The 19,070-nt window shown below is 70.2% G+C and carries 18 protein-coding genes; 10 read left to right on the top strand and 8 right to left on the bottom strand.

Translation table 11 applies throughout. The annotated features are described in order from the left end of the window. Positions 1 to 17: 17 nt before the first annotated feature. Both ACFVW8_RS06135 and ACFVW8_RS06130 read left to right on the top strand, forming a co-directional pair. Complete coding sequence (locus ACFVW8_RS06135; protein WP_389686533.1) at positions 18 to 1,475, top strand: aldehyde dehydrogenase family protein; 1,458 nt, start codon at positions 18 to 20, stop codon at positions 1,473 to 1,475. 48 nt (positions 1,476 to 1,523) lie between these two features. After that, positions 1,524 to 2,165, top strand: a complete 642-nt coding sequence (locus tag ACFVW8_RS06130; RefSeq protein WP_389686531.1) for a PadR family transcriptional regulator — start codon at positions 1,524 to 1,526, stop codon at positions 2,163 to 2,165. Between the two features lie 129 nt (positions 2,166 to 2,294). Here ACFVW8_RS06130 and ACFVW8_RS06125 read toward each other — a convergent pair whose 3' ends face one another. Beyond that, positions 2,295 to 3,719 (bottom strand): glutamate decarboxylase, encoded by a 1,425-nt coding sequence (locus ACFVW8_RS06125; RefSeq protein WP_389686529.1) that lies wholly within the window; start codon positions 3,717 to 3,719, stop codon positions 2,295 to 2,297. A gap of 124 nt (positions 3,720 to 3,843) precedes the next feature. Continuing rightward, entirely contained in the window at positions 3,844 to 5,118 is a 1,275-nt protein-coding gene (locus tag ACFVW8_RS06120; protein WP_389686527.1) for an ion channel protein, read from the bottom strand. A 137-nt stretch (positions 5,119 to 5,255) separates the two neighbouring features. Between ACFVW8_RS06120 and ACFVW8_RS06115 the strand changes: the two genes are divergently transcribed. Continuing rightward, complete coding sequence (locus tag ACFVW8_RS06115) at positions 5,256 to 6,014, top strand: MerR family transcriptional regulator (protein ID WP_389686525.1); 759 nt, start codon at positions 5,256 to 5,258, stop codon at positions 6,012 to 6,014. A gap of 46 nt (positions 6,015 to 6,060) precedes the next feature. Here the strand turns inward: ACFVW8_RS06115 and ACFVW8_RS06110 are convergent, their stop codons facing one another. Then, complete coding sequence (locus ACFVW8_RS06110) at positions 6,061 to 6,426, bottom strand: YbjQ family protein (protein ID WP_389686523.1); 366 nt, start codon at positions 6,424 to 6,426, stop codon at positions 6,061 to 6,063. A gap of 149 nt (positions 6,427 to 6,575) precedes the next feature. Here ACFVW8_RS06110 and ACFVW8_RS06105 point away from each other — a divergent pair, with 149 nt between their 5' ends. Continuing rightward, a complete protein-coding gene (locus ACFVW8_RS06105) occupies positions 6,576 to 7,274 on the top strand; it encodes a DedA family protein (protein ID WP_389686521.1) in 699 nt (232 codons plus the stop codon). A 48-nt stretch (positions 7,275 to 7,322) separates the two neighbouring features. Here ACFVW8_RS06105 and ACFVW8_RS06100 read toward each other — a convergent pair whose 3' ends face one another. Together ACFVW8_RS06100 and ACFVW8_RS06095 are read right to left on the bottom strand one after the other, a co-directional pair. Further along, complete coding sequence (locus ACFVW8_RS06100; protein WP_389686519.1) at positions 7,323 to 9,038, bottom strand: threonine/serine exporter ThrE family protein; 1,716 nt, start codon at positions 9,036 to 9,038, stop codon at positions 7,323 to 7,325. A 152-nt stretch (positions 9,039 to 9,190) separates the two neighbouring features. Further along, the gene (locus ACFVW8_RS06095; protein WP_384126354.1) at positions 9,191 to 9,685 is read right to left on the bottom strand and encodes an inorganic diphosphatase; all 495 of its coding nucleotides are present in this window, start codon (positions 9,683 to 9,685) and stop codon (positions 9,191 to 9,193) included. An 86-nt stretch (positions 9,686 to 9,771) separates the two neighbouring features. Here ACFVW8_RS06095 and dacB point away from each other — a divergent pair, with 86 nt between their 5' ends. The 6 genes from dacB to folE all read left to right on the top strand — a co-directional run bounded on the left by dacB (position 9,772) and on the right by folE (position 17,378). Further along, positions 9,772 to 11,268, top strand: a complete 1,497-nt coding sequence (gene dacB, locus ACFVW8_RS06090; protein WP_389686517.1) for a D-alanyl-D-alanine carboxypeptidase/D-alanyl-D-alanine-endopeptidase — start codon at positions 9,772 to 9,774, stop codon at positions 11,266 to 11,268. Between the two features lie 68 nt (positions 11,269 to 11,336). Continuing rightward, positions 11,337 to 12,470, top strand: a complete 1,134-nt coding sequence (locus ACFVW8_RS06085; protein ID WP_389686515.1) for a zinc-dependent metalloprotease — start codon at positions 11,337 to 11,339, stop codon at positions 12,468 to 12,470. Between the two features lie 201 nt (positions 12,471 to 12,671). After that, positions 12,672 to 13,763, top strand: coding sequence for a tRNA lysidine(34) synthetase TilS (tilS, locus tag ACFVW8_RS06080; protein ID WP_389686513.1), 1,092 nt, complete (start codon positions 12,672 to 12,674; stop codon positions 13,761 to 13,763). Positions 13,764 to 13,861: 98 nt separating this feature from the next. After that, on the top strand, positions 13,862 to 14,401 hold the full coding sequence (gene hpt / locus ACFVW8_RS06075; RefSeq protein WP_145767241.1) for a hypoxanthine phosphoribosyltransferase: 540 nt from the start codon (positions 13,862 to 13,864) through the stop codon (positions 14,399 to 14,401). Positions 14,402 to 14,596: 195 nt separating this feature from the next. Next, entirely contained in the window at positions 14,597 to 16,624 is a 2,028-nt protein-coding gene (gene ftsH / locus ACFVW8_RS06070; protein WP_389686511.1) for an ATP-dependent zinc metalloprotease FtsH, read from the top strand. A gap of 148 nt (positions 16,625 to 16,772) precedes the next feature. Beyond that, positions 16,773 to 17,378 (top strand): GTP cyclohydrolase I FolE, encoded by a 606-nt coding sequence (gene folE / locus ACFVW8_RS06065; protein ID WP_389686509.1) that lies wholly within the window; start codon positions 16,773 to 16,775, stop codon positions 17,376 to 17,378. 46 nt (positions 17,379 to 17,424) lie between these two features. Here the strand turns inward: folE and ACFVW8_RS06060 are convergent, their stop codons facing one another. The 3 genes from ACFVW8_RS06060 to folB all read right to left on the bottom strand — a co-directional run bounded on the left by ACFVW8_RS06060 (position 17,425) and on the right by folB (position 18,951). Continuing rightward, the gene (locus ACFVW8_RS06060) at positions 17,425 to 17,910 is read right to left on the bottom strand and encodes a DUF3180 domain-containing protein (protein WP_389686507.1); all 486 of its coding nucleotides are present in this window, start codon (positions 17,908 to 17,910) and stop codon (positions 17,425 to 17,427) included. 73 nt (positions 17,911 to 17,983) lie between these two features. Next, positions 17,984 to 18,595, bottom strand: a complete 612-nt coding sequence (folK, locus tag ACFVW8_RS06055; RefSeq protein ID WP_389686505.1) for a 2-amino-4-hydroxy-6-hydroxymethyldihydropteridine diphosphokinase — start codon at positions 18,593 to 18,595, stop codon at positions 17,984 to 17,986. After that, positions 18,592 to 18,951 carry a dihydroneopterin aldolase gene (folB, locus tag ACFVW8_RS06050; protein ID WP_389686503.1) on the bottom strand — a complete coding sequence of 120 codons (360 nt, stop codon included), beginning with the start codon at positions 18,949 to 18,951 and terminating at the stop codon, positions 18,592 to 18,594. The genes folK and folB overlap by 4 nt, the downstream gene beginning before the upstream one ends. Positions 18,952 to 19,070 lie beyond the last annotated feature (119 nt).

Below are 19,070 nucleotides of genomic sequence, written 5' to 3'. Positions count from 1 at the left end.
CTGCAGTAAGGGATCGCATGTCCTTCTTCCACGAGCTGGCCGACCAGTACATCGACGGTGAATGGCGCACCGGCACCGGCTCGTGGGACATCATCGATTTCAATCCCTACAACGGGGAAAAGCTCGCCGCCATCACCGTCGCCTCCGCCGACGAGGTCGACCGCGCCTACCGTGCCGCCGAGCGCGCGCAGCGGGACTGGGCCGCCACGAGTCCTTACGAGCGCGCCCGCGTCCTGGAACGGGCCCTGCGCATCACCGAGGAGCTGGCCGACGAAATCGTCGAGGCCGTCATCGACGAGCTGGGCGGCACCCGGTCCAAGGCCCGCTACGAACTGCGCGCCGCCCAGGAGTTCCTGCGCGAGGCCGCCCACCAGGCGCTGCACCCCGGCGGCCGGATCCTGGCGTCCCCGGTGGACGGCAAGGAGAACCGGCTCTACCGGCTGCCGGTCGGGGTCGTCGGTGTCATCAGCCCCTTCAACTTCCCCTTCCTGGTGACGATGAAGTCGGTCGCACCGGCCCTGGCCCTCGGCAACGCGGTCGTGGTCAAGCCGAACCAGAACGCCCCGGTGGTCGGCGGCGGGCTGGTAGCCCGGATCTTCCACGACGCGGGACTGCCGGCCGGACTGCTCAACGTCCTGATCACCGACATCGCCGAGATAGGCGACGCGTTCATCGAGCACCCCGTGCCGAAGGTGATCTCGTTCGCCGGATCGGACCGGGTCGGGCGTCATGTCGCCGCGACGGCGGGTGGGCTCTTCAAGCGCACCATCCTCGAACTCAGTGGCAACAGCGCCCTGGTGGTGCTCGACGACGCGGACATCGACTACGCGGTGGACGCCGCGGTCTTCAGCCGTTTCGTCTACCAGGGGCAGGTCTGCATGGCCGCCAACCGGATCCTGGTGGACCGCGCCGTGGTGGACGGGTTCACCGAGAAGTTCACCGCGCGGGTGGCCGCGCTGCGCACCGGCGACCCGCGCGACCCGGAGACCCAGATCGGCCCGGTCATCAACACCTTCCAGGCGGACGCGCTGACCGCACTGGTCGACCAGGCGGTGGACGCGGGGGCCACGGCGCTGGTCCGGGGCCGCACCCGGGGCAATCTCGTCGAGCCCACGGTGCTCGCCGGACTCGCGGACGACTCCCCGCTGCTCACCCAGGAGATCTTCGGCCCGGTGGCGCTGCTGATCACGTTCGACGGCGAGGAGGAGGCCGTGCGGATCACCAACGACAGTCCGTACGGGCTCAGCGGCGCCGTGCACACCGCGGACGCCGAACGAGGGGTCCGGTTCGCCCGGCGGATCCGCAGCGGGATGTTCCATGTCAACGACGCCAGCGTCCAGGACGACCCGCTGGTCGCCTTCGGCGGCGAGAAGCAGTCCGGGACGGGCCGGCTGAACGGCGAGGCGATGGTGGAGGCCTTCACCACCCAGAAGTGGATATCGATCCAGCACGGCCGGAGCGTTTTCCCGCTCTGAAACAGGCACCGCTACTCTCGTCAAAGTTGAGTAGAGAGGTGGGTGGGCATGTCCGCGATCCGGCTGCTGGTCCTGTGCGCCGTACGGCAGCACGGCCGGGCGCACGGCTATCAGATCCGCAACGACCTGGAGTACTGGGGCGCCCATGAGTGGTCCAGCGCCAAGCCGGGTTCGATCTACCACGCACTGAAACAGATGGCGAAGCAGGGCGTGCTGCTCGCCCACGAGGTCGCCCCGAGCACCGCAGGCGGCCCGCCGCGCACCGAGTACGAGATCACCGAGCAGGGCGACGAGGAGTACTTCACGCTGCTGCGTGCGTCGCTGACCTCGTACGACCAGAAGCTGGACATGCTGTCGGCGGGGCTGGGCGGCATCGTCGACCTGGAGCGGTCCGAGGCGCTGTCCCTGCTCAGGGAGCGGGTGGTGGGTCTGGCCAGGTGGCGGGATTCGGTCACCGCGCACTACGTCCCCGAGGCGGGTCCCGAGTCGATCGGTCACATCGGCGAGATCATGAACATGTGGGTGCACTCGGCGGACGCCGGTGCCGCATGGACGCGCGGGCTGATCGACCGTATCGAGGGCGGCGCGTACACCTTCGCAGGTGAGGGCGAACCGTTCGTCGGCGTGCTCGCCGAGGGCGAGGAGAACCCGTACGCGACCGGGGTCGCCGATCCCGGGGATGCCCACTGATCAAGTTCGCGGTACAGGTCCTGGTCCGGCCGGTCGGCTTCCTGCGGTCCGGCAGATCCAGAGCCCGTCCGGCGTTCGAGGCCGGAACCGGCGACCAACGTGTGTGGCCTGCACAAGCCGCCTACGGGCTCAGTGGTGGAACGACGTAGTCGCCCCATGATCCCGGCTCAACGGATGCTCCTGGGCCCGCAGTTCGGGAAGCAGCAACCGCAGATCCTCCAGCAGCAGCTCCGCCAGGTCCGAGGAGAACCCGTTGCGGCACACGATCCGCAGCACGGACAGATCCTGCCGGTTCGCGGGGAAGGTGTACGCCGGCACCAGCCAGCCCCGCTCGCGCAGCCGCCGCGACACGTCGAAGACGTCGTACGCCGTCACCTCCGGCGCGGTCGTCAGCGCGAAGACGGGCAGCTGGTCGCCCCGGGTGAGGAGCCGGAAGTCGCCCAGATCCTCGATCCGTTCGGCCAGGCCCCGGGCCACGTCCCGGGACGCCTGCTGCACGGCCCGGTAGCCTTCCCGGCCCAGCCGCAGGAAGGTGTAGTACTGCGCCACCACCTGCGCGCCGGGCCGGGAGAAGTTCAGCGCGAAGGTGGGCATGTCGCCGCCCAGGTAGTTGACCCGGAAGACCAGCTCCTCGGGCAGTTCGGCCGGGGAACGCCACAGCGCCCAGCCGACGCCCGGGTAGACCAGCCCGTACTTGTGCCCGGAGGTGTTGATCGAGGAGACCCGCGGGAGCCGGAAGTCCCAGACCAGGTCCTCGTCCAGGAAGGGGGCCACCATCGCCCCGGACGCCCCGTCCACGTGGACGGGGATGTCAAGGCCGGTGCGCTCCTGCAGGGCGTCGAGGGCCGCGCAGAGATCGGCGATGGGCTCGTAGGAACCGTCGAAGGTGGAGCCGAGGATGCCGACCACGCCGATGGTGTTCTCGTCGCAGAGATCGGCGGCGGCCTGCGGGTCGATGTGGAAGCGGTCGCCCTCCATCGGGACCAGACGCGGTTCGACCTCCCAGAACGTGCAGAACTTGTCCCAGCAGACCTGTACGTTCACGCCCATGACCAGATTGGGCCGGGCGGTCGCCGGGTACCGGTCGGCGTTCCGCTGGGCCCAGCGGCGTTTGAGCGCGAGCGCGGCCAGCATGCAGGCCTCGCTGGACCCGGTCGTCGAACAGCCCACGGCGTTCGAGGGGTCGGGGGCGTTCCAGAGGTCGGCCAGCATCGCCACACAACGCCGCTCCAGCTCGGCGGTGCGCGGGTACTCGTCCTTGTCGATCATGTTCTTGTCGGTGCACTCACTCATCAGCACCCCGGCCTGGGGTTCCATCCAGGTGGTGACGAAGGTGGCGAGGTTGAGCCGGGAGTTGCCGTCGAGCATCAGCTCGTCGTGGACGAGGCGGTACGCGGTGGCGGGCGGCAGCGCCCCGTCCGGCAGTTTGTGCCGGGGCGGCGCGGACTCCATGCCCGCTGTCGGGTCGGCCTCCCCGAAGAACGGGTTGAGGGCCAGCCTGCGCTGCTCTGCGGACGGTTCACTGCGGGGTGCGGAGCCCTTGTGGAGCGGCATCGCTGACCTGCCCTTCTCGGTACGCGCCGGGAGTCTCGGCCGCGAGGCCGTACGAATCAGACGATACGGACACCGCGGGCGTCCGGCGCGTTGGGCGCCCGCCCGCCGCACCGGACGCCCGGGTTCACCGCAGCGGCGTCCCGTCCTCGTGCAGCTGCATCTGCGGCCGCCCGGTCACCAGCAGCCAGGCCGGCAACGAGGCGACGCAGAGCAGCGGGAGCAGCGCCATGTCGGATGCCAGCACCGCGGCCGTGAACAGGCTGAGCCAGCCCTGCCGGGTGACGGCCAGCAGCACCCCGAGCACCGCGCACGTCACCGCGAGGGACACCGGCACCCCGTCGACCAGGGCATGGGCGCACAGGCCGAGCGCGACGCCGGAGAACACCGCCGGGAAGATCCGCCCGCCCCGGAAGCCGCAGGTCGCCGCGATGAGCAGGGCCGCGGTCTTCACCACCGCCATGACCGCGAACCGGCCGGCCGACCAGCCGTCCGGATCGGCGGCCAGCTCCTTGACCTCGTCCAGCCCCTTGAACAGGGTGAGGTGTCCGCCGAGCGCACCGAGCAGCCCCAGCAGCAGCCCGCCCAGGGTCAGCGCCAGGACCGGATGGGGCAGGGCGCGGAAGGCCCGGTGGACATGAGGGAAGGCGTACACCGCCGCCAGGCCCAACACGGCCCCGGCGGAGGCGATCACGACCGCGGAGAGCAGATCGCCCCAGTGCGCATGGGTGTAGGGGGGCAGCGACAGATCGAAGCTGGGGTGGGCGAGCAGCGTCATGGTGAGGGCTCCCGCCGCCCCGGCCGCGAGCGGGCCGAAGAGCCGGTCCCAGAGCGCGCCGGGTCCGGGCGTCGAGGCGAGCGTCTCGGAGAGGATCAGCGCGGCGGCGACCGGCGTGCCGAACAGGGCGCCGATGGTGCCGGCCGCGGCGAGCGAGACCCACAGCGCGGCCGGGGCGTCCGGCGCGAAACGGCGCCCCGCCCAGTAGGCCAGCGCGATATTGGCCGCGGTGATCGGGTTCTCCGGCCCCAGGCTGACCCCGCCCGCCAGTGCCAGGACCGTCACCACCAGCAGCCCCGGCACCACACCCGGCGCCAGCGGCGGATCGACGAGACCCATGGTCGCCGGATCGGGTCCGGCCCGGCCCGGCACCGCCCGGATGGCCAGACCGGCCACCAGCCCGGTCGCGGTGAGCATCACGATCATCCACAGCGAGGAGTACCGGCCGATCGACAGCGCGTCGGGCAGGGTCTGCCAGAGCACGTCCTGAAGTCTGTCCGCGACGACGCTGACGCCGAGCAGGACGAGGGCCGAGGCCACTCCGACGGCCAGGGCGGGGACGAGGAGCGGCAGCAGCCGGCGCGCGGGGGCCGGTCCGGCCGAGACAGCGGAGTCGGTGGACATCGGCTCACCCTAGCGAGGCAAAAGCCGCATAACCCTCCAAAGGGGTGGGGTCCGGCGGCATTTCGGAGTTGCACCTCACGTCACGTCAGGGCGCAGGCTCGGTCACGTACCCAGCACAAGGAAAGGGGCGCGAAGCCATGGGGCACTCTGTGGGACAGGTCGCCGGATTCGCCGGGGTCACGGTGCGCACGCTGCACCACTACGACGGCATCGGGCTGCTCTCGCCCAGCGGGCGCAGCCACGCCGGTCACCGGCGCTACAACGACGCCGACCTCGACCGGCTCCAGCAGATCCTGTTCTACCGGGAGCTCGGCTTCCCGCTCGACGAGATCGCGGCCCTGCTGGACGACCCGGACGCGGACCCGCAGGCGCACCTGCGCCGTCAGTACGCGCTGCTGTCGGACCGGATCGCCGAACTGCAGCGGATGGCCGCAGCGGTCGAGACAGCCATGGAGGCGCGGAAGATGGGCATCAATCTCACGCCCGAGGAGAGGTTCGAGGTCTTCGGGGGCAAGGATCCGGAGCAGCACGCCGAGGAGGCCGAGCGGCGCTGGGGCGGCACCGAGGCCTACGCGGAGTCGCAGCGCCGGGCCGCCCGCTACACCAAGGAGGACTGGAAGCGGATGCAGGCGGAGGTCGCCTCCTGGGGCGAGCGCTACGACGCGCTGATGGCGGCCGGTGAGCCGGCCACCGGCGAGCGCGCGATGGACCTCGCCGAGGAGCACCGGCTCCACATCACGACCTGGTTCTACGACTGCACGCCGGAGATCCACCGGGGGCTCGGTGAGATGTACGTCGCCGACCCGCGGTTCAAGGAGTTCTACGAGTCGATGCGCACGGGTCTGGCCGAGCACCTGCGCGACGCGATCAACGCCAACGCGGAGCGCCGGGAGTAAGTGCTGCCGATGGGGGCGGGGCGCACCCCCCCCCCATCGGCAGCGCTCAGATCCTGTTGATCACCGCGGCCGTTCCGTACGCACAGACCTCCGTGCCCACATCGGCCGCCTCGGTCACGTCGAAGCGCATCGCCAGCACCGCGTTCGCGCCCCGCGCCTTCGCCTGCTCGACCAGCCGGTCCATGGCCTGGTTGCGGGTCTCGACGAGCGTCTTGGTCAGCCCCTTCAGCTCGCCGCCGATCATGGACTTCAGCCCGGAACCGATCTGGCTGCCCAGGTGGCGGGACCTGACCGTCAGGCCGAACACCTCACCGATGACCTGGGTCACCTGGTGGCCCGGTACGTCATTGGTGGTGACGACCAGCACTTCGGCGTGTGCCGTCTGGCCGCCGCCGTAATCCTCAATGCCCATGGTGTGGCACCTCCTGGCACCGAGTTTTGCCCCGGTTCGCCCCGTGTGCATCTCCACGGGGGCCACTGGAACCCGGAGGGGTCCCGTTGCGTTGATAGCTTTGGGCGGCCACGCAGCCGCCCATCGACCACATCCTGGAGCCCGGACCCTTGAATACGCTTGCGCTCGGACCGAGCTGGCTGGACCCGGACCATCTCATCGGCCAGTTCGGGCTGATCGGGGTGCTGGTCGTCGTCTTCGCCGAGTCCGGGCTGCTGATCGGGTTCTTCCTGCCCGGCGACTCCCTGCTGTTCACCACGGGTCTGCTGGTGACGACGGGCAAGCTGGACACCCCGCTGTGGCTGGTGTGCGTGCTGGTCGCGCTGGCCGCGATCATCGGCGACCAGGTGGGCTATCTCTTCGGCCGCAAGGTCGGCCCCTCGCTCTTCAACCGCCCGGACTCCCGCCTCTTCAAGCAGGAGAACGTCGAGAAGGCCCACGAGTTCTTCGAGAAGTACGGGCCGAAGTCGCTGGTCCTGGCCCGCTTCGTGCCGATCGTGCGGACGTTCACCCCGATCGTCGCCGGTGTGAGCCGGATGAACTACCGCTCGTTCATCACGTTCAACGTCATCGGCGGAGTCCTCTGGGGCGTCGGCGTGACGCTCCTGGGCGCGGTCCTGGGCAAGATCGAGTTCGTGCACAAGAACATCGAGGCGATGCTCGTCCTGATCGTGCTGATCTCGGTCGTGCCGATCGCCATCGAGTTCCTGCGCGCCCGCAGCAAGTCGAAGAAGGAAGCGGCCGCGCGGGACGACGAGGGCCAGGACCCGGCCGCCGGAGGCCGCCGCGGCCGGCACGCCAAGCGCTGACGGCCCCGGCCGGGCTGCCCGTCCGGCCGGGAGCCGCGCGTCCGCGGATCAGAAGCCGCGGGTCCGCTTGGCCGCGCGGCGGTTCGCGCCGCCGACCGCACCCGGCACCCGCATGAACAGCCGGGAGATCTCGCTTCCCAGGTTCACCCCGATGGCGATGGCCCCCGCCGTCGCCACCGCGGTCGACAGCGAGGCGAGCCCCCGGTCCAGCTCGTTCTGTGCGATGCCCAGCAGACCGAAGTACGTGGCGGAACCGGGCAGCAGCGGGCCGATCGCGGCCGTGATGAACGGCAGCGACGAGGTGTACCGGTACCGCGAGAACAACTGCCCGAACAGCCCCACCAGGCCGGCCGCCACCGCCGTGGCCGCCACCGGCGAGATCTTGCCGGTATTGGCCATCGCCCCGAAGATGATCCAGGCCACCCCGCCGTTGAGGGTCACCGCCAGCACCGTGGACCGCTCCTGCTGGAGCAGGATCGCGAAGGACAGGCTCAGCAGCATCGACGCCAGGATCTGCAGCCATGGCCGGTCGTGCGAGATGAGCCGCGCCTCCGGGTTGAGCTCGGCTCCGAGCTGAAGGCCCCCGTACAGCACCATCAGCACACCCGCGACGATCCCGATGAAGAAGTACATGACTTCCAGGAGCCGTGCGGCCGCGGTGATGTAGTAGCCGGTCAGGCCGTCCTGCACGCCCGCCACCAGGGCCCGCCCGGGCAGCAGCGCGAACAGTCCACCGGTGATGACCGCGGAGGGCCGGACGTCGGACCAGTGGGTGAGGGTGAGCGCCACCCCCATCGCGGCGGGCGGCATCGCCGCCGCGACGAACTGGTAGAACTCCGGAAGCCCGCGCCCGGCGAACAGCCAGGCCAGCCGGTCACCGAGCATCGCGCCGAGCGCGGCGATCAGGAACACCACGAACCCACCGCCGACCAGCACCGATGCCGCGCCCGCCAGCCCGCCGGCGGCCAGCGTGAGCACCCAGCCGGGGTACGGGTGGCGATTACGCCGGATCTCCGCGAGGCGCCGGTAGGCCTCCTCGAGAGAGATCTCGGCCTCTTCGGTGGTGATGTCGTCGATGAGCCGGAAGACCGCGGCCAGCCGGGTGTAGTCGGTGCCCCGCCGGCGTACGGTACGGCTCGCCGTCACCGGGTCGTCGACCAGCGACGGCTGGTGCGAGATCGACAGCAGCGTGAACGTGACGGTCGGCTCGCAGCGGTCGAGACCGTAGCTGCGGGTCACGGCGAACATCGCCGCCTCGACGTCCTCGGCGCCCTCGCCGCCGGCCAGCAGCAGCTCCCCGATACGCAGCGTCAGGTCGAGCACGCGCGGCACAGCGGGGCCCGAGTCGTCGTCGGCCTTCTGGGCCTGCTCCGGCGCCGGGCGCTCGGTGACCGGCATCCGCAGCATCGTGCGCATCCGGTCCTGCCAGGGGGCTTCCTTGGTCAGCCGGATCATCGGGATGCCGTGCGCGGGTGTGAAGGCGGGGGAGTTCTGTGCGCTGTAGGTGCGCGGCGGGACGAAGGCGGAGCTGAGCGTGTCCGATCCGGAGGCCGGTCCGGAGCCGGAAGCGGAACCCGGGCCCGAGCCCGTTCCCGAACCTTGCGGCTCAGGCGTCAGGCCGGTCGGGAGCGCGAATTCCGACGTCGGGTGTTCCTCGTCGGGCGGGCCCGTCGGCCTCCCCACCCCGGCCGGATGGGAGAAGGCGCTGCGCGCCTCGTCGGACTGGGGCTTCTGGTCCTCGGGACCGCCCGGTTCCGCCACCACTGACCTCACTCATCATCGGCTCCGTGTCTTCGGCAGCGCTCCTGCCCAGTATGGCCGTGGGGATGGGCCGCCACGCGAAACGGGCGGCACACCGGTGAAGGTGTGCCGCCCGTCGCGTGCGCGGAACCGGAAACGGAACCACGAGCGGAACGTCAGTGCGCGCCGCCCTGCGCCTCGAGGCGCTTGTACGAGTTCTCGATCTCGGCCTCGGCCTCGGTACGGCCGACCCAGTCGGCGCCCTCGACGGACTTGCCGGGCTCCAGGTCCTTGTAGACCTCGAAGAAGTGCTGGATCTCCAGGCGGTCGAACTCCGACACGTGGTGGATGTCGCGCAGGTGCTCCACCCGGGGGTCGGAGGCCGGTACGCACAGCAGCTTGTCGTCGCCACCGGCCTCGTCGGTCATCCGGAACATGCCGATCGCGCGGCACTTGATGAGGCAGCCGGGGAACGTCGGCTCCTCCAGGATGACCAGCGCGTCCAGCGGGTCGCCGTCCTCGCCGAGGGTGTTCTCGACGTAACCGTAGTCCGCCGGGTAGCTGGTCGAGGTGAAGAGTCGACGGTCCAGGCGGATCCGACCGGTCTCGTGGTCCACCTCGTACTTGTTCCGCGAACCCTTCGGGATCTCGATAACGACGTCGAACTCCACGGGTGGCTCCTCCATGATCAACACATACGACTGATGGTTAAGTGTCCCCCACGGAGATGTGTGCTCGCGAAAGGGGCTGGTCAGCGGTGGGCGATCCGGTGAAAAGACCGTCGATCAATCCGTATCGCAAGCTGAGCAGGGCGGCCCTGACGGACCACCTGAACCTGCGGAACGGGCTGAGCAACTGGCAGTTCACGGCCGTCTCCGCCGCCCTCGGCCTGGCGCTCGCAGCCGGCGTCGTCCTTGCCGCCGGTCCCTGGGACTCGGGTCAGCGTAAGGCCGAGCAGGACTGGGCGGCTGCCCGGGGTGGCGCACATCACGACCCCGACGCGCCGGGCGGAGCGGACCCCGCGCCCAGCGCCCCGGCCGTGCTCGCCGCCCTGGGCACCACCGTGAACCGGTCGGCCCCGGACGCGCCCGATGCCCCGGACGGAGCAGCGGCCGGCCTCCGGGCCGTGCTGGAACCGCTGCTGAAGGCCCCCGCGCTCGGCACCGGCCCCAGTGGCGTCGTCATCGACACCGCCACCGGCAAGCGGCTCTACGGCAAGGGCGCCGACACCCCGATGACCCCGGCCTCCACCGTCAAGATCGCCACCACGGTCGCGGCCCTGACCGCACTCGGTCCCGCCCACCGCATCCCCACGACCGTCCAGGCCTCCGCGGACTCCCGCACCGTGACCCTCGTCGGCGGCGGCGACCCCACCCTCGACCGGGCGGCCCTGCGCTCCCTGGCCGCCGACACCGCACACGCCCTGAAGGACGGCGGCGTCCACGAGGTGCGGCTCCGCTACGACGCATCCGGCTACTCGGGGCCCGCACTTCACCCGATCGGCCCCAACGAGAACATCGCACCCGTGAGCGCCCTGATGGTCAACGAGGGGCGCCTCGACAACACATCCAGCGGGCCCGCCCCGCGCAGCGGCGATCCGGCCCGGGACGCCGCGGACGCGTTCGGTGAACTCCTGGACAAGGCAGGCATCGCCACCGCGTCCGGACCCGAGTCCGGCCGGGCGCCGGCGAAGTCCCGGCCCGTCGCCAAGCACCTCTCCGCCCCGCTGTCCGGACTCGTCGAGCGGGCGCTGACCAACAGCGACAACGACATCGCCGAGGCGCTCGCCCGGCAGACCGCACTGGCCGCGGGCGAACCGGCCGACTTCAAAGGCGGCCGACGTGCCGTCACCGCGCAGCTGAAAAACCTGAAACTGCCCCTGAAGGGCGTGAACTTCTCCGACGGCAGCGGACTGAACCGCAAGGACAAGGTCACCGCCGCCCTGCTCGCCGGTCTGCTCGCCCGTGCGGCCGACCAGGACCACCCCGAGTTGCGCCCCGTCCTCACCGGTCTCCCGGTGGCCGGCTTCAGCGGCACACTGAGCGGCCGCTACTCGACGAAGTCCGGCGGCACCGGTCTGATCCGCGCCAAGACCGGCACGCTCACCGGCGTCAACACGCTCGCCGGCACGGTGGTCGACCCGCAGGGCCGGCTGCTGGCCTTCGCCTTCATGGCATCGGGCACCACCGACCCGTCCGGGGCGCAGTCCGCGCTCGACGCACTCGCCACCGCACTGGCCGCCGGCAAACGCTGAGCGGCTGCCGGGCGTCCGAGGCGGTCAACACCACACCGCATCAGGGAGCGAGCACGTACGGTTGACGCATGACGAGCATCGGTGGTGCCGGGATGGTCGACTGGAATCTCGCGGTTGCGACCGCGACCCGACTTGTGCGGCCGGGGCCCGAGATCAGCCGCGAGGAGGCCCGCGAGGTCGTGGCGGAGCTGCGCAGGCATGCCAAGGCCGCGGAGGAGCACGTCCGGGCCTTCACCCGGATGATCCCGGAGGGGACCGAACCGGAGGACACCCCGGTCCTGGTCGTCGACCGGGCCGGCTGGATCAAGGCCAACGTGGCGGGCTTCCGCGAGCTGCTCCGGCCTCTCCTGGACAAGATGGAGGAACGGCGCAGCGGCGGCGCGGGCGGCGCCGTGCTCGGCGCGGTCGGCTCCAAGGTGACCGGGGTCGAGGTGGGGATGCTGCTGTCGTTCCTGGCCTCCAGGGTCCTCGGCCAGTACGAGACGTTCGCCCCTGCCACCCGTGACCTCCCCGCCTCGGCCGACGGCGGCGGCCGGCTCCTGCTGGTCGCGCCGAACATCGTGCACGTCGAGCGCGAGCTGGAGGTCGACCCGCACGACTTCCGCCTCTGGGTCGCCCTCCACGAGGAGACGCACCGCACCCAGTTCACCGCGGTGCCCTGGCTCCGCGACCATCTGCAGGGCGAGATCCAGTCATTCCTCGACGAGACCGACGTCGACCCGATGACGGTGCTGGAGCGGCTCCGTGAGGCCGCCCAGTCGCTGGCCGGCGGCCGGCCCGAGGGCGAGGAGGGCGAGGACGGCGGGCGCAGCCTCGTCGAGGTCGTACAGACCCCCGCCCAGCGCGAGATCCTCGGCCGGCTCACCGCGGTGATGTCCCTGCTGGAGGGGCACGCGGACTATGTGATGGACGGCGTCGGCCCCGAGGTGGTCTCTTCCGTCGGGGAGATCCGGGAGAAGTTCCAGCAGCGCAGGGCGCGCGGCGCGAGCCGGCTCGACCAGGCGCTGCGCAAGCTCCTGGGCCTCGACGCCAAGCTGCGTCAGTACCGGGACGGCGAGCGCTTCGTGCGCGCCGTGGTCGACGAGGTCGGCATGGACGGCTTCAACCGGGTGTGGACCTCGCCCAACACCCTTCCGACCAAGGCGGAGATCGCCAAGCCGGAGGACTGGATCGCGAGGGTGCACCGTAAGGCAGAGTCATGATCACGGCGCGAACAGGGGCTCGGAGCCACAGGTAAACGCGCCGGTAATCACCCATCCGAGGGACCGTAGGGGCATGGGAAGGCGTGCAATGCTCGATGAACAGCATTGCTCTGTCACCATCGACGCACTCTGAGTGACGGCACTCTTCTCTGTCCCGGCACTCCGAGGCACCTCTCCGAAACTTCACGAAGGGCACCGGACATGGGTCCCCATCCTGCGGTCGCGGCGATACGCCTGGCGGTCCGCCGCGTACTCCACGACGTCATCACCGACTTCGCCGAACAGACCGAACGCGCGCCGCACGCCGGACGCGCCCCGCACCCCCAGCTCGCCGAAGCCGGCGCCGGCAGGCGGCGCGCCGCACTTCCCGAACGCCCCGACACCCCCCTGGTGCTGGTCGCGTGCTCCGGTGGCGCCGATTCGATGGCGCTCGCCTCCGCCCTCGCCTTCGAGGCCCGCAAACTCGACGTCCGGGCCGGCGGTATCACCGTCGACCACGGCCTCCAGGACGGCTCAGGCGCCCGCGCGGCCGAGGTCGCCGGCCGCCTCGCCGCCATGGACCTCGACCCGGTCGAGGCCGTCGTGGTGCGGGTCGGCCACGACGGCGGGCCCGAGGCCGCCGCCCGCGACGCCCGCTACGCCGCGCTCGACGCCGCCGCCGAACGCCACGGCGCCTGTGCCGTCCTGCTCGGCCACACCCGCGACGATCAGGCGGAGACGGTGCTGCTGGGCCTCGCCCGCGGCTCCGGCATCCGCTCCCTCTCCGGCATGGCCGCCGCGTCCGGCCCGTCCGGCCGCTACCGCCGCCCCTTCCTCCAGCTCGACCGGCAGACCGCCCGCAAGGCCTGTCTGGTGCAGTCCCTGACCGTCTGGGACGACCCGCACAACATCGACCCGGCCTACACCCGTTCCCGGCTGCGCCACGAGGGCCTGCCCGCCCTGGAGAAGGCGCTGGGCAAAGGGGTCGTCGAGGCACTGGCCCGCACGGCGCAGCTCTCCCGCGACGACGCCGACGCCCTGGACACCTGGGCCGCCGAGGCGGACCGTGACGTACGCGACGACGCGGGCCGGCTGGAGTGCGCCAAGCTCTACGCGCTGCCGCCCGCCGTCCGCCGCCGGGTACTGCGCCGCGCGGCCATAGACGCGGGTTCCCCGGCCGGTTCTCTCTTCGCCCGTCACATCGAGGAAGTCGACCGTCTCATCACCGGCTGGCGCGGCCAGCAGGCCATCAACCTCCCCGGCCGCGTCGAAGCCCGGCGGCAGGGTGGCAGACTGGTGATTCGGCAGAGCTGACGCACAAGCGGCTGACATGCAGGCGAGCGGCCGCGCAGGTCCGGGACACCACCCGGACCCGGCAGGCAAAGAAAGAGACGCGGGTGAACGAGAAGGACATGGGTACCGACCTTCAGTCGGTGCTCCTCACCAAGGAAGAGATCGACGCGAAGCTCGTCGAGCTGGCCGCGAAGATCGACGCGGAGTACGCGGGCAAGGACCTGCTCCTCGTCGGTGTCCTCAAGGGCGCGGTGATGGTCATGGCGGACCTGGCACGCGCCCTGTCCACCCCCGTCACCATGGACTGGATGGCCGTCTCCTCGTACGGCGCGGGCACCCAGTCCTCCGGTGTCGTCCGGATCCTCAAGGACCTGGACACCGACATCAAGGGCAAGCACGTCCTGATCGTCGAGGACATCATCGACTCGGGTCTGACCCTGTCCTGGCTGATGTCGAACCTGGGCTCGCGCGAGCCCGCCTCGCTGGAGATCTGCACCCTGCTGCGCAAGCCGGACGCGGCGAAGGTCGCGCTCGACTGCAAGTGGGTCGGCTTCGACATCCCCAGCGAGTTCGTCGTCGGCTACGGGCTGGACTACGCCGAGAAGTACCGCAACCTCCCCTTCGTCGGCACGCTCGCCCCGCACGTCTACGGCGGCTGACCCGACGCGGCGCAAGCCGCACCGGCTCCGGGGAACCCTCACGGATTTCCCGCCGTTGAGCCTTCGAAGGCGGGTTTGACAGACGTCCCCGGCGGTCGTCGGTGACAATGCTGGGGTACCGTCCGAGGAACAGTCTTTACTCACAGCAGCATTTACCTACGGGCAGGAGGGACGGGGCGTCTTCGCTCCGTATGGATGGACGTGAAGCGATACTTCCGTGGGCCGGTCATGTGGATCGTGCTGGCCGTCCTCGCCGTGGTCGTGCTGATGAATGTCGTCGGCTCGGGCGGCGGCTACAAGACGGTGGACACCGGCAAGGTGATCCAGGCGATCAGTAAGAACCAGGTGGAGCAGGCCAAGCTGACCACCGGTGACGATCAAATCCTCAAGATTGAGCTGAAGGACGGCCAGAAACTCTCCGGCGAGTCCGGCAGCAAGTTCCAGGCCAGCTACATCGGCAACCAGGGCGTCGAGCTCGCCGACATGCTGCAGAAGAAGTTCGAGGGCGGTGACATCGAGAAGGGTTACACCGTCTCGCCGTCGAAGCAGTCCCCGTTCGTCTCGATCCTCTTCTCGCTGCTGCCCTTCGTTCTCATCGTGGTCGTCTTCCTGTTTCTGATGAACCAGATGCAGGGTGGCGGTTCCAAGGTCATGCAGTTCGGCAAGTCCAAGGCCAAGCTGATCACCAAGGACACCCCGAAGACGACGTTCTCCGATGTGGCGGGCTCGGACGAGGCGGTCGAGGAGCTCTACGAGATCAAGGAGTTCCTCCAGGAGCCGGCGAAGTTCCAGGCCGTCGGCGCCAAGATCCCCAAGGGTGTCCTGCTGTACGGGCCTCCCGGTACGGGTAAGACGCTGCTCGCACGCGCCGTGGCCGGCGAGGCGGGCGTCCCGTTCTACTCGATCTCCGGTTCCGACTTCGTCGAGATGTTCGTCGGTGTCGGCGCCTCCCGAGTGCGTGACCTCTTCGAGCAGGCCAAGGCGAACGCCCCGGCGATCGTCTTCGTCGACGAGATCGACGCAGTCGGCCGGCACCGCGGTGCCGGTATGGGCGGCGGTCACGACGAGCGCGAGCAGACGCTGAACCAGCTGCTCGTCGAGATGGACGGCTTCGACGTGAAGGGCGGCGTCATCCTGATCGCCGCCACGAACCGGCCGGACATCCTCGACCCGGCGCTGCTGCGTCCGGGCCGCTTCGACCGGCAGATCGCGGTCGACCGGCCGGACATGCTGGGCCGGCTGGAGATCCTCAAGGTCCACCAGAAGGGCAAGCCGGTCGCACCGGACGTCGATCTCGGCGCCGTTGCCCGTCGTACGCCCGGTTTCACCGGTGCCGACCTGTCGAACGTGCTGAACGAAGCCGCGCTCCTCACGGCGCGCAGCAACCTGAAGCTCATCGACAACAACATGCTCGACGAGGCCATCGACCGCGTCGTGGCGGGTCCGCAGAAGCGGACCCGGATCATGTCCGAGAAGGAGAAGAAGATCACCGCGTACCACGAGGGCGGACACGCCCTGGTCGCGGCGGCCTCACCTCAGTCGGACCCGGTCCACAAGATCACGATCCTCTCCCGCGGCCGCGCCCTCGGTTACACGATGGTGCTCCCGGAGGAGGACAAGTACTCCACGACGCGCAACGAGATGCTCGACCAGCTGGCTTACATGCTGGGCGGCCGCGCGGCCGAGGAGCTGGTCTTCCACGATCCGACCACCGGCGCTGCGAACGACATCGAGAAGGCCACCGCAACGGCCCGCGCGATGGTCACGCAGTACGGCATGACGGAGCGGCTCGGCGCGATCAAGTTCGGCGGCGACAACACCGAACCCTTCGTGGGCCGCGAGATGGGCCATCAGCGCGACTACTCGGAAGAGGTCGCCGCGCTGGTCGACGAAGAGGTCAAGAAGCTCATCGAGACCGCGCACAACGACGCGTGGGAGATCCTGGTCGAGAACCGCGACGTTCTTGACGCACTGGTTCTCCAGCTCCTTGAGAAGGAGACCCTCGGCAAGGCGGAGATCGCGGAGATCTTCGCTCCGATCGTCAAGCGTCCGGCCCGTCCGGCGTGGACCGGCTCCGCCCGGCGCGCGCCGTCCACCCGGCCGCCTGTGCTCTCCCCGAAGGAGCTCGCCCTCACCAACGGCGCCACCACGGCGAACGGCACCTCGGTCACGGACGCTGTCCCGGCCACGGAGTCGATCCCCGAGGAGCGTCCCGAGAGCTAGACACCGACCCCGGTGTGGCCCCTGTCACGGGGGCTCCACCGGGCCCGGAATGGATGCCGCGTCCCCCAGGTTTTAGCCTGGGGGGCGCGGCTTTCGTATGTCTGCGCGGATGTCCGCGCAGCTGACAGTTCAGAGGAACGAGGCACAGATGACCGACCCGGTGACGCTGGACGGCCAGGGTTCGATCGGCGAGTTCGACGAGAAGCGGGCCGCGGCAGCCGTACGTGAGCTCCTCTTCGCCGTGGGGGAGGACCCGGACAGGGAAGGGCTGCGCGAGACGCCGGGGCGGGTGGCGCGGGCGTACAAGGAGATATTCGCGGGCCTCTACCAGGCGCCCGAGGACGTCCTGACGACCACGTTCGACCTCGGCCACGACGAGATGGTGCTGGTCAAGGACATCGAGGTGTTCAGCACCTGTGAGCATCACCTGGTGCCGTTCCACGGGGTGGCTCATGTCGGCTACATCCCGGCGACCAGTGGCAAGATCACCGGTCTGTCGAAGCTGGCCCGGCTGGTGGATGTCTACGCCCGGCGGCCGCAGGTCCAGGAGCGGCTGACCACGCAGGTCGCCGAGTCGCTGATGAAGATCCTGGAGCCGCGCGGCGTCATCGTCGTCGTGGAGTGCGAGCACATGTGCATGTCGATGCGCGGGATCCGCAAGCCCGGTGCGAAGACGCTGACCTCGGCGGTACGCGGACAGCTCCGCGACCCCGCGACGCGCGCCGAGGCCATGAGCCTGATCATGGCCCGCTGACCCGGCAGGCAGCGGAGACGGACGGGGACGGAAGCGCGGCGGGCGGTTACGCCGCCGCAGCGTTCTTGTTGTTGTCGTCCTCGTCGCCGGGGAGCTTGCAGACGTGCTCCAGGAACAGGGCCGCCGCGATCACCGCGATGCCGGCCAGGACCGCGAAGCCGGCGTAGATCGCCTGGTCGCGGCGGGGCGGGATGTCGAGGGAGCCGAGCAGGAAGACGCCCGTGCCGCCGTACACCCCGGAGACCAGGGCGACGACGAGGGCGCTGGCCTGGCCGAAGACCACGGCACGGGCCGCCATCATCGGCTCGACGCCCTTCGCACCAGGACGGCGCTCCCGCTGGGCGCGCAGCCGGGCACGGATGGAGAGCGCCGTCGCCAGCAGGGCGGCGGCGATCACCGCGAGCACGATGGGTGCGGCCAGCGGCACGCCCGGCAGGGTGCCGAGGGAGTCCCAGAGGCGGGCGCCGCCCCAGGACAGCACCCCGGCGGCGGCGAAGAGGCCGGCAAGTACTCCGAGCCGTAGTTGCTTCACCGGGTGAGCCGCCCTTCGCCGCCTGTGGGTGCGTACTGCTGAGTTGTCCTGCTGTCCTCTGTGAGCCTAACGACTACTCGGGCAGCCGGAGTTCCAGGTCGCCCCTGGGCTGTACGCTGCCGCGGCCGACACCGGCCAGCAGATCGGCGACCGGGCCGATGCCGGGGAGCTGGGCCGCCGGATCCACGTCGTGCCACGGGGCGAGGACGAAGGCGCGCTCGCGGGCGCGGGGGTGCGGGAGCGTGAGCACCGGGTCGTCGGAGACCAGATCGGCGTACGCCACGATGTCGACATCGATGGTGCGCGGACCCCAGCGTTCCTCGCGTACCCGGTCGAAGGCCTCTTCGATGGCCTGGCCGCGCTCCAGGAGCGAGGAGGGGGGCAGGGTCGTCTTCACGACGACCACCGCGTTGAAGTACGACGGCTGGGAGCCGGGGTCGACGCCCCACGGCTCCGTCTCGTACACCGGGGAGACGGCCTTGACCCGGAGGCCCGGGGTGTCCTCCAGGGCGTCGATGGCGCCCTGCAGCGTCTCCAGGCGGTTGCCGAGATTGGAGCCGAGGGAGATCACGGCGCGTTTGGGGTTGGAGAGGGTGATGTCCGCGGCGTCCACCTGCTCGACCACGGAGGCGGGAACCGGCTGTACGGTCGGGTCGCTCTGCCCCTCGGTAGAAAATGCAGTCATGCTCGGCTCCGGGTGATGGTGATGGTCACGTCGTCGAAGGGGACAGTGATCGGCGCATCCGGCTTGTGCACCACGACCTCCACCTCCTCGACGCCTTCGTGCTTGAGGCACTGCTGGGCGATGCGCTCCGCGAGCGTCTCGATCAGGTCGACCGGCTCGCCCCTGACGACGTCGACGACCTCCTCCGCGACCACCCCGTAGTGCACGGTCTTCGTCAGGTCGTCGGCGGCTGCCGCGGGGCGGGTGTCGAGGCCGAGCACCAGGTCCACGATGAACGTCTGTCCCTCTGCCCGTTCCCGGGGAAAGACGCCATGGTGCCCACGGGCCTTGAGGCCGCGCAGCGCGACACGATCCACGCGAATCACTCCTGCTGTTGTTGGTCGTAGGGGCACGGGTCCGCGTGCGGGCGGCTGCCTGCCCTCGTTCGAATCTACCTGCGAGCACCGACAGCACTCGCCCGCGGGGGCCACGGCGG

Source organism: Streptomyces sp. NPDC058221, from assembly GCF_042882365.1.
Taxonomy (GTDB): domain Bacteria; phylum Actinomycetota; class Actinomycetes; order Streptomycetales; family Streptomycetaceae; genus Streptomyces.
Note: the sequence above shows the minus strand (reverse complement) of the source record. Positions and strands in the feature narration are given on the sequence as shown.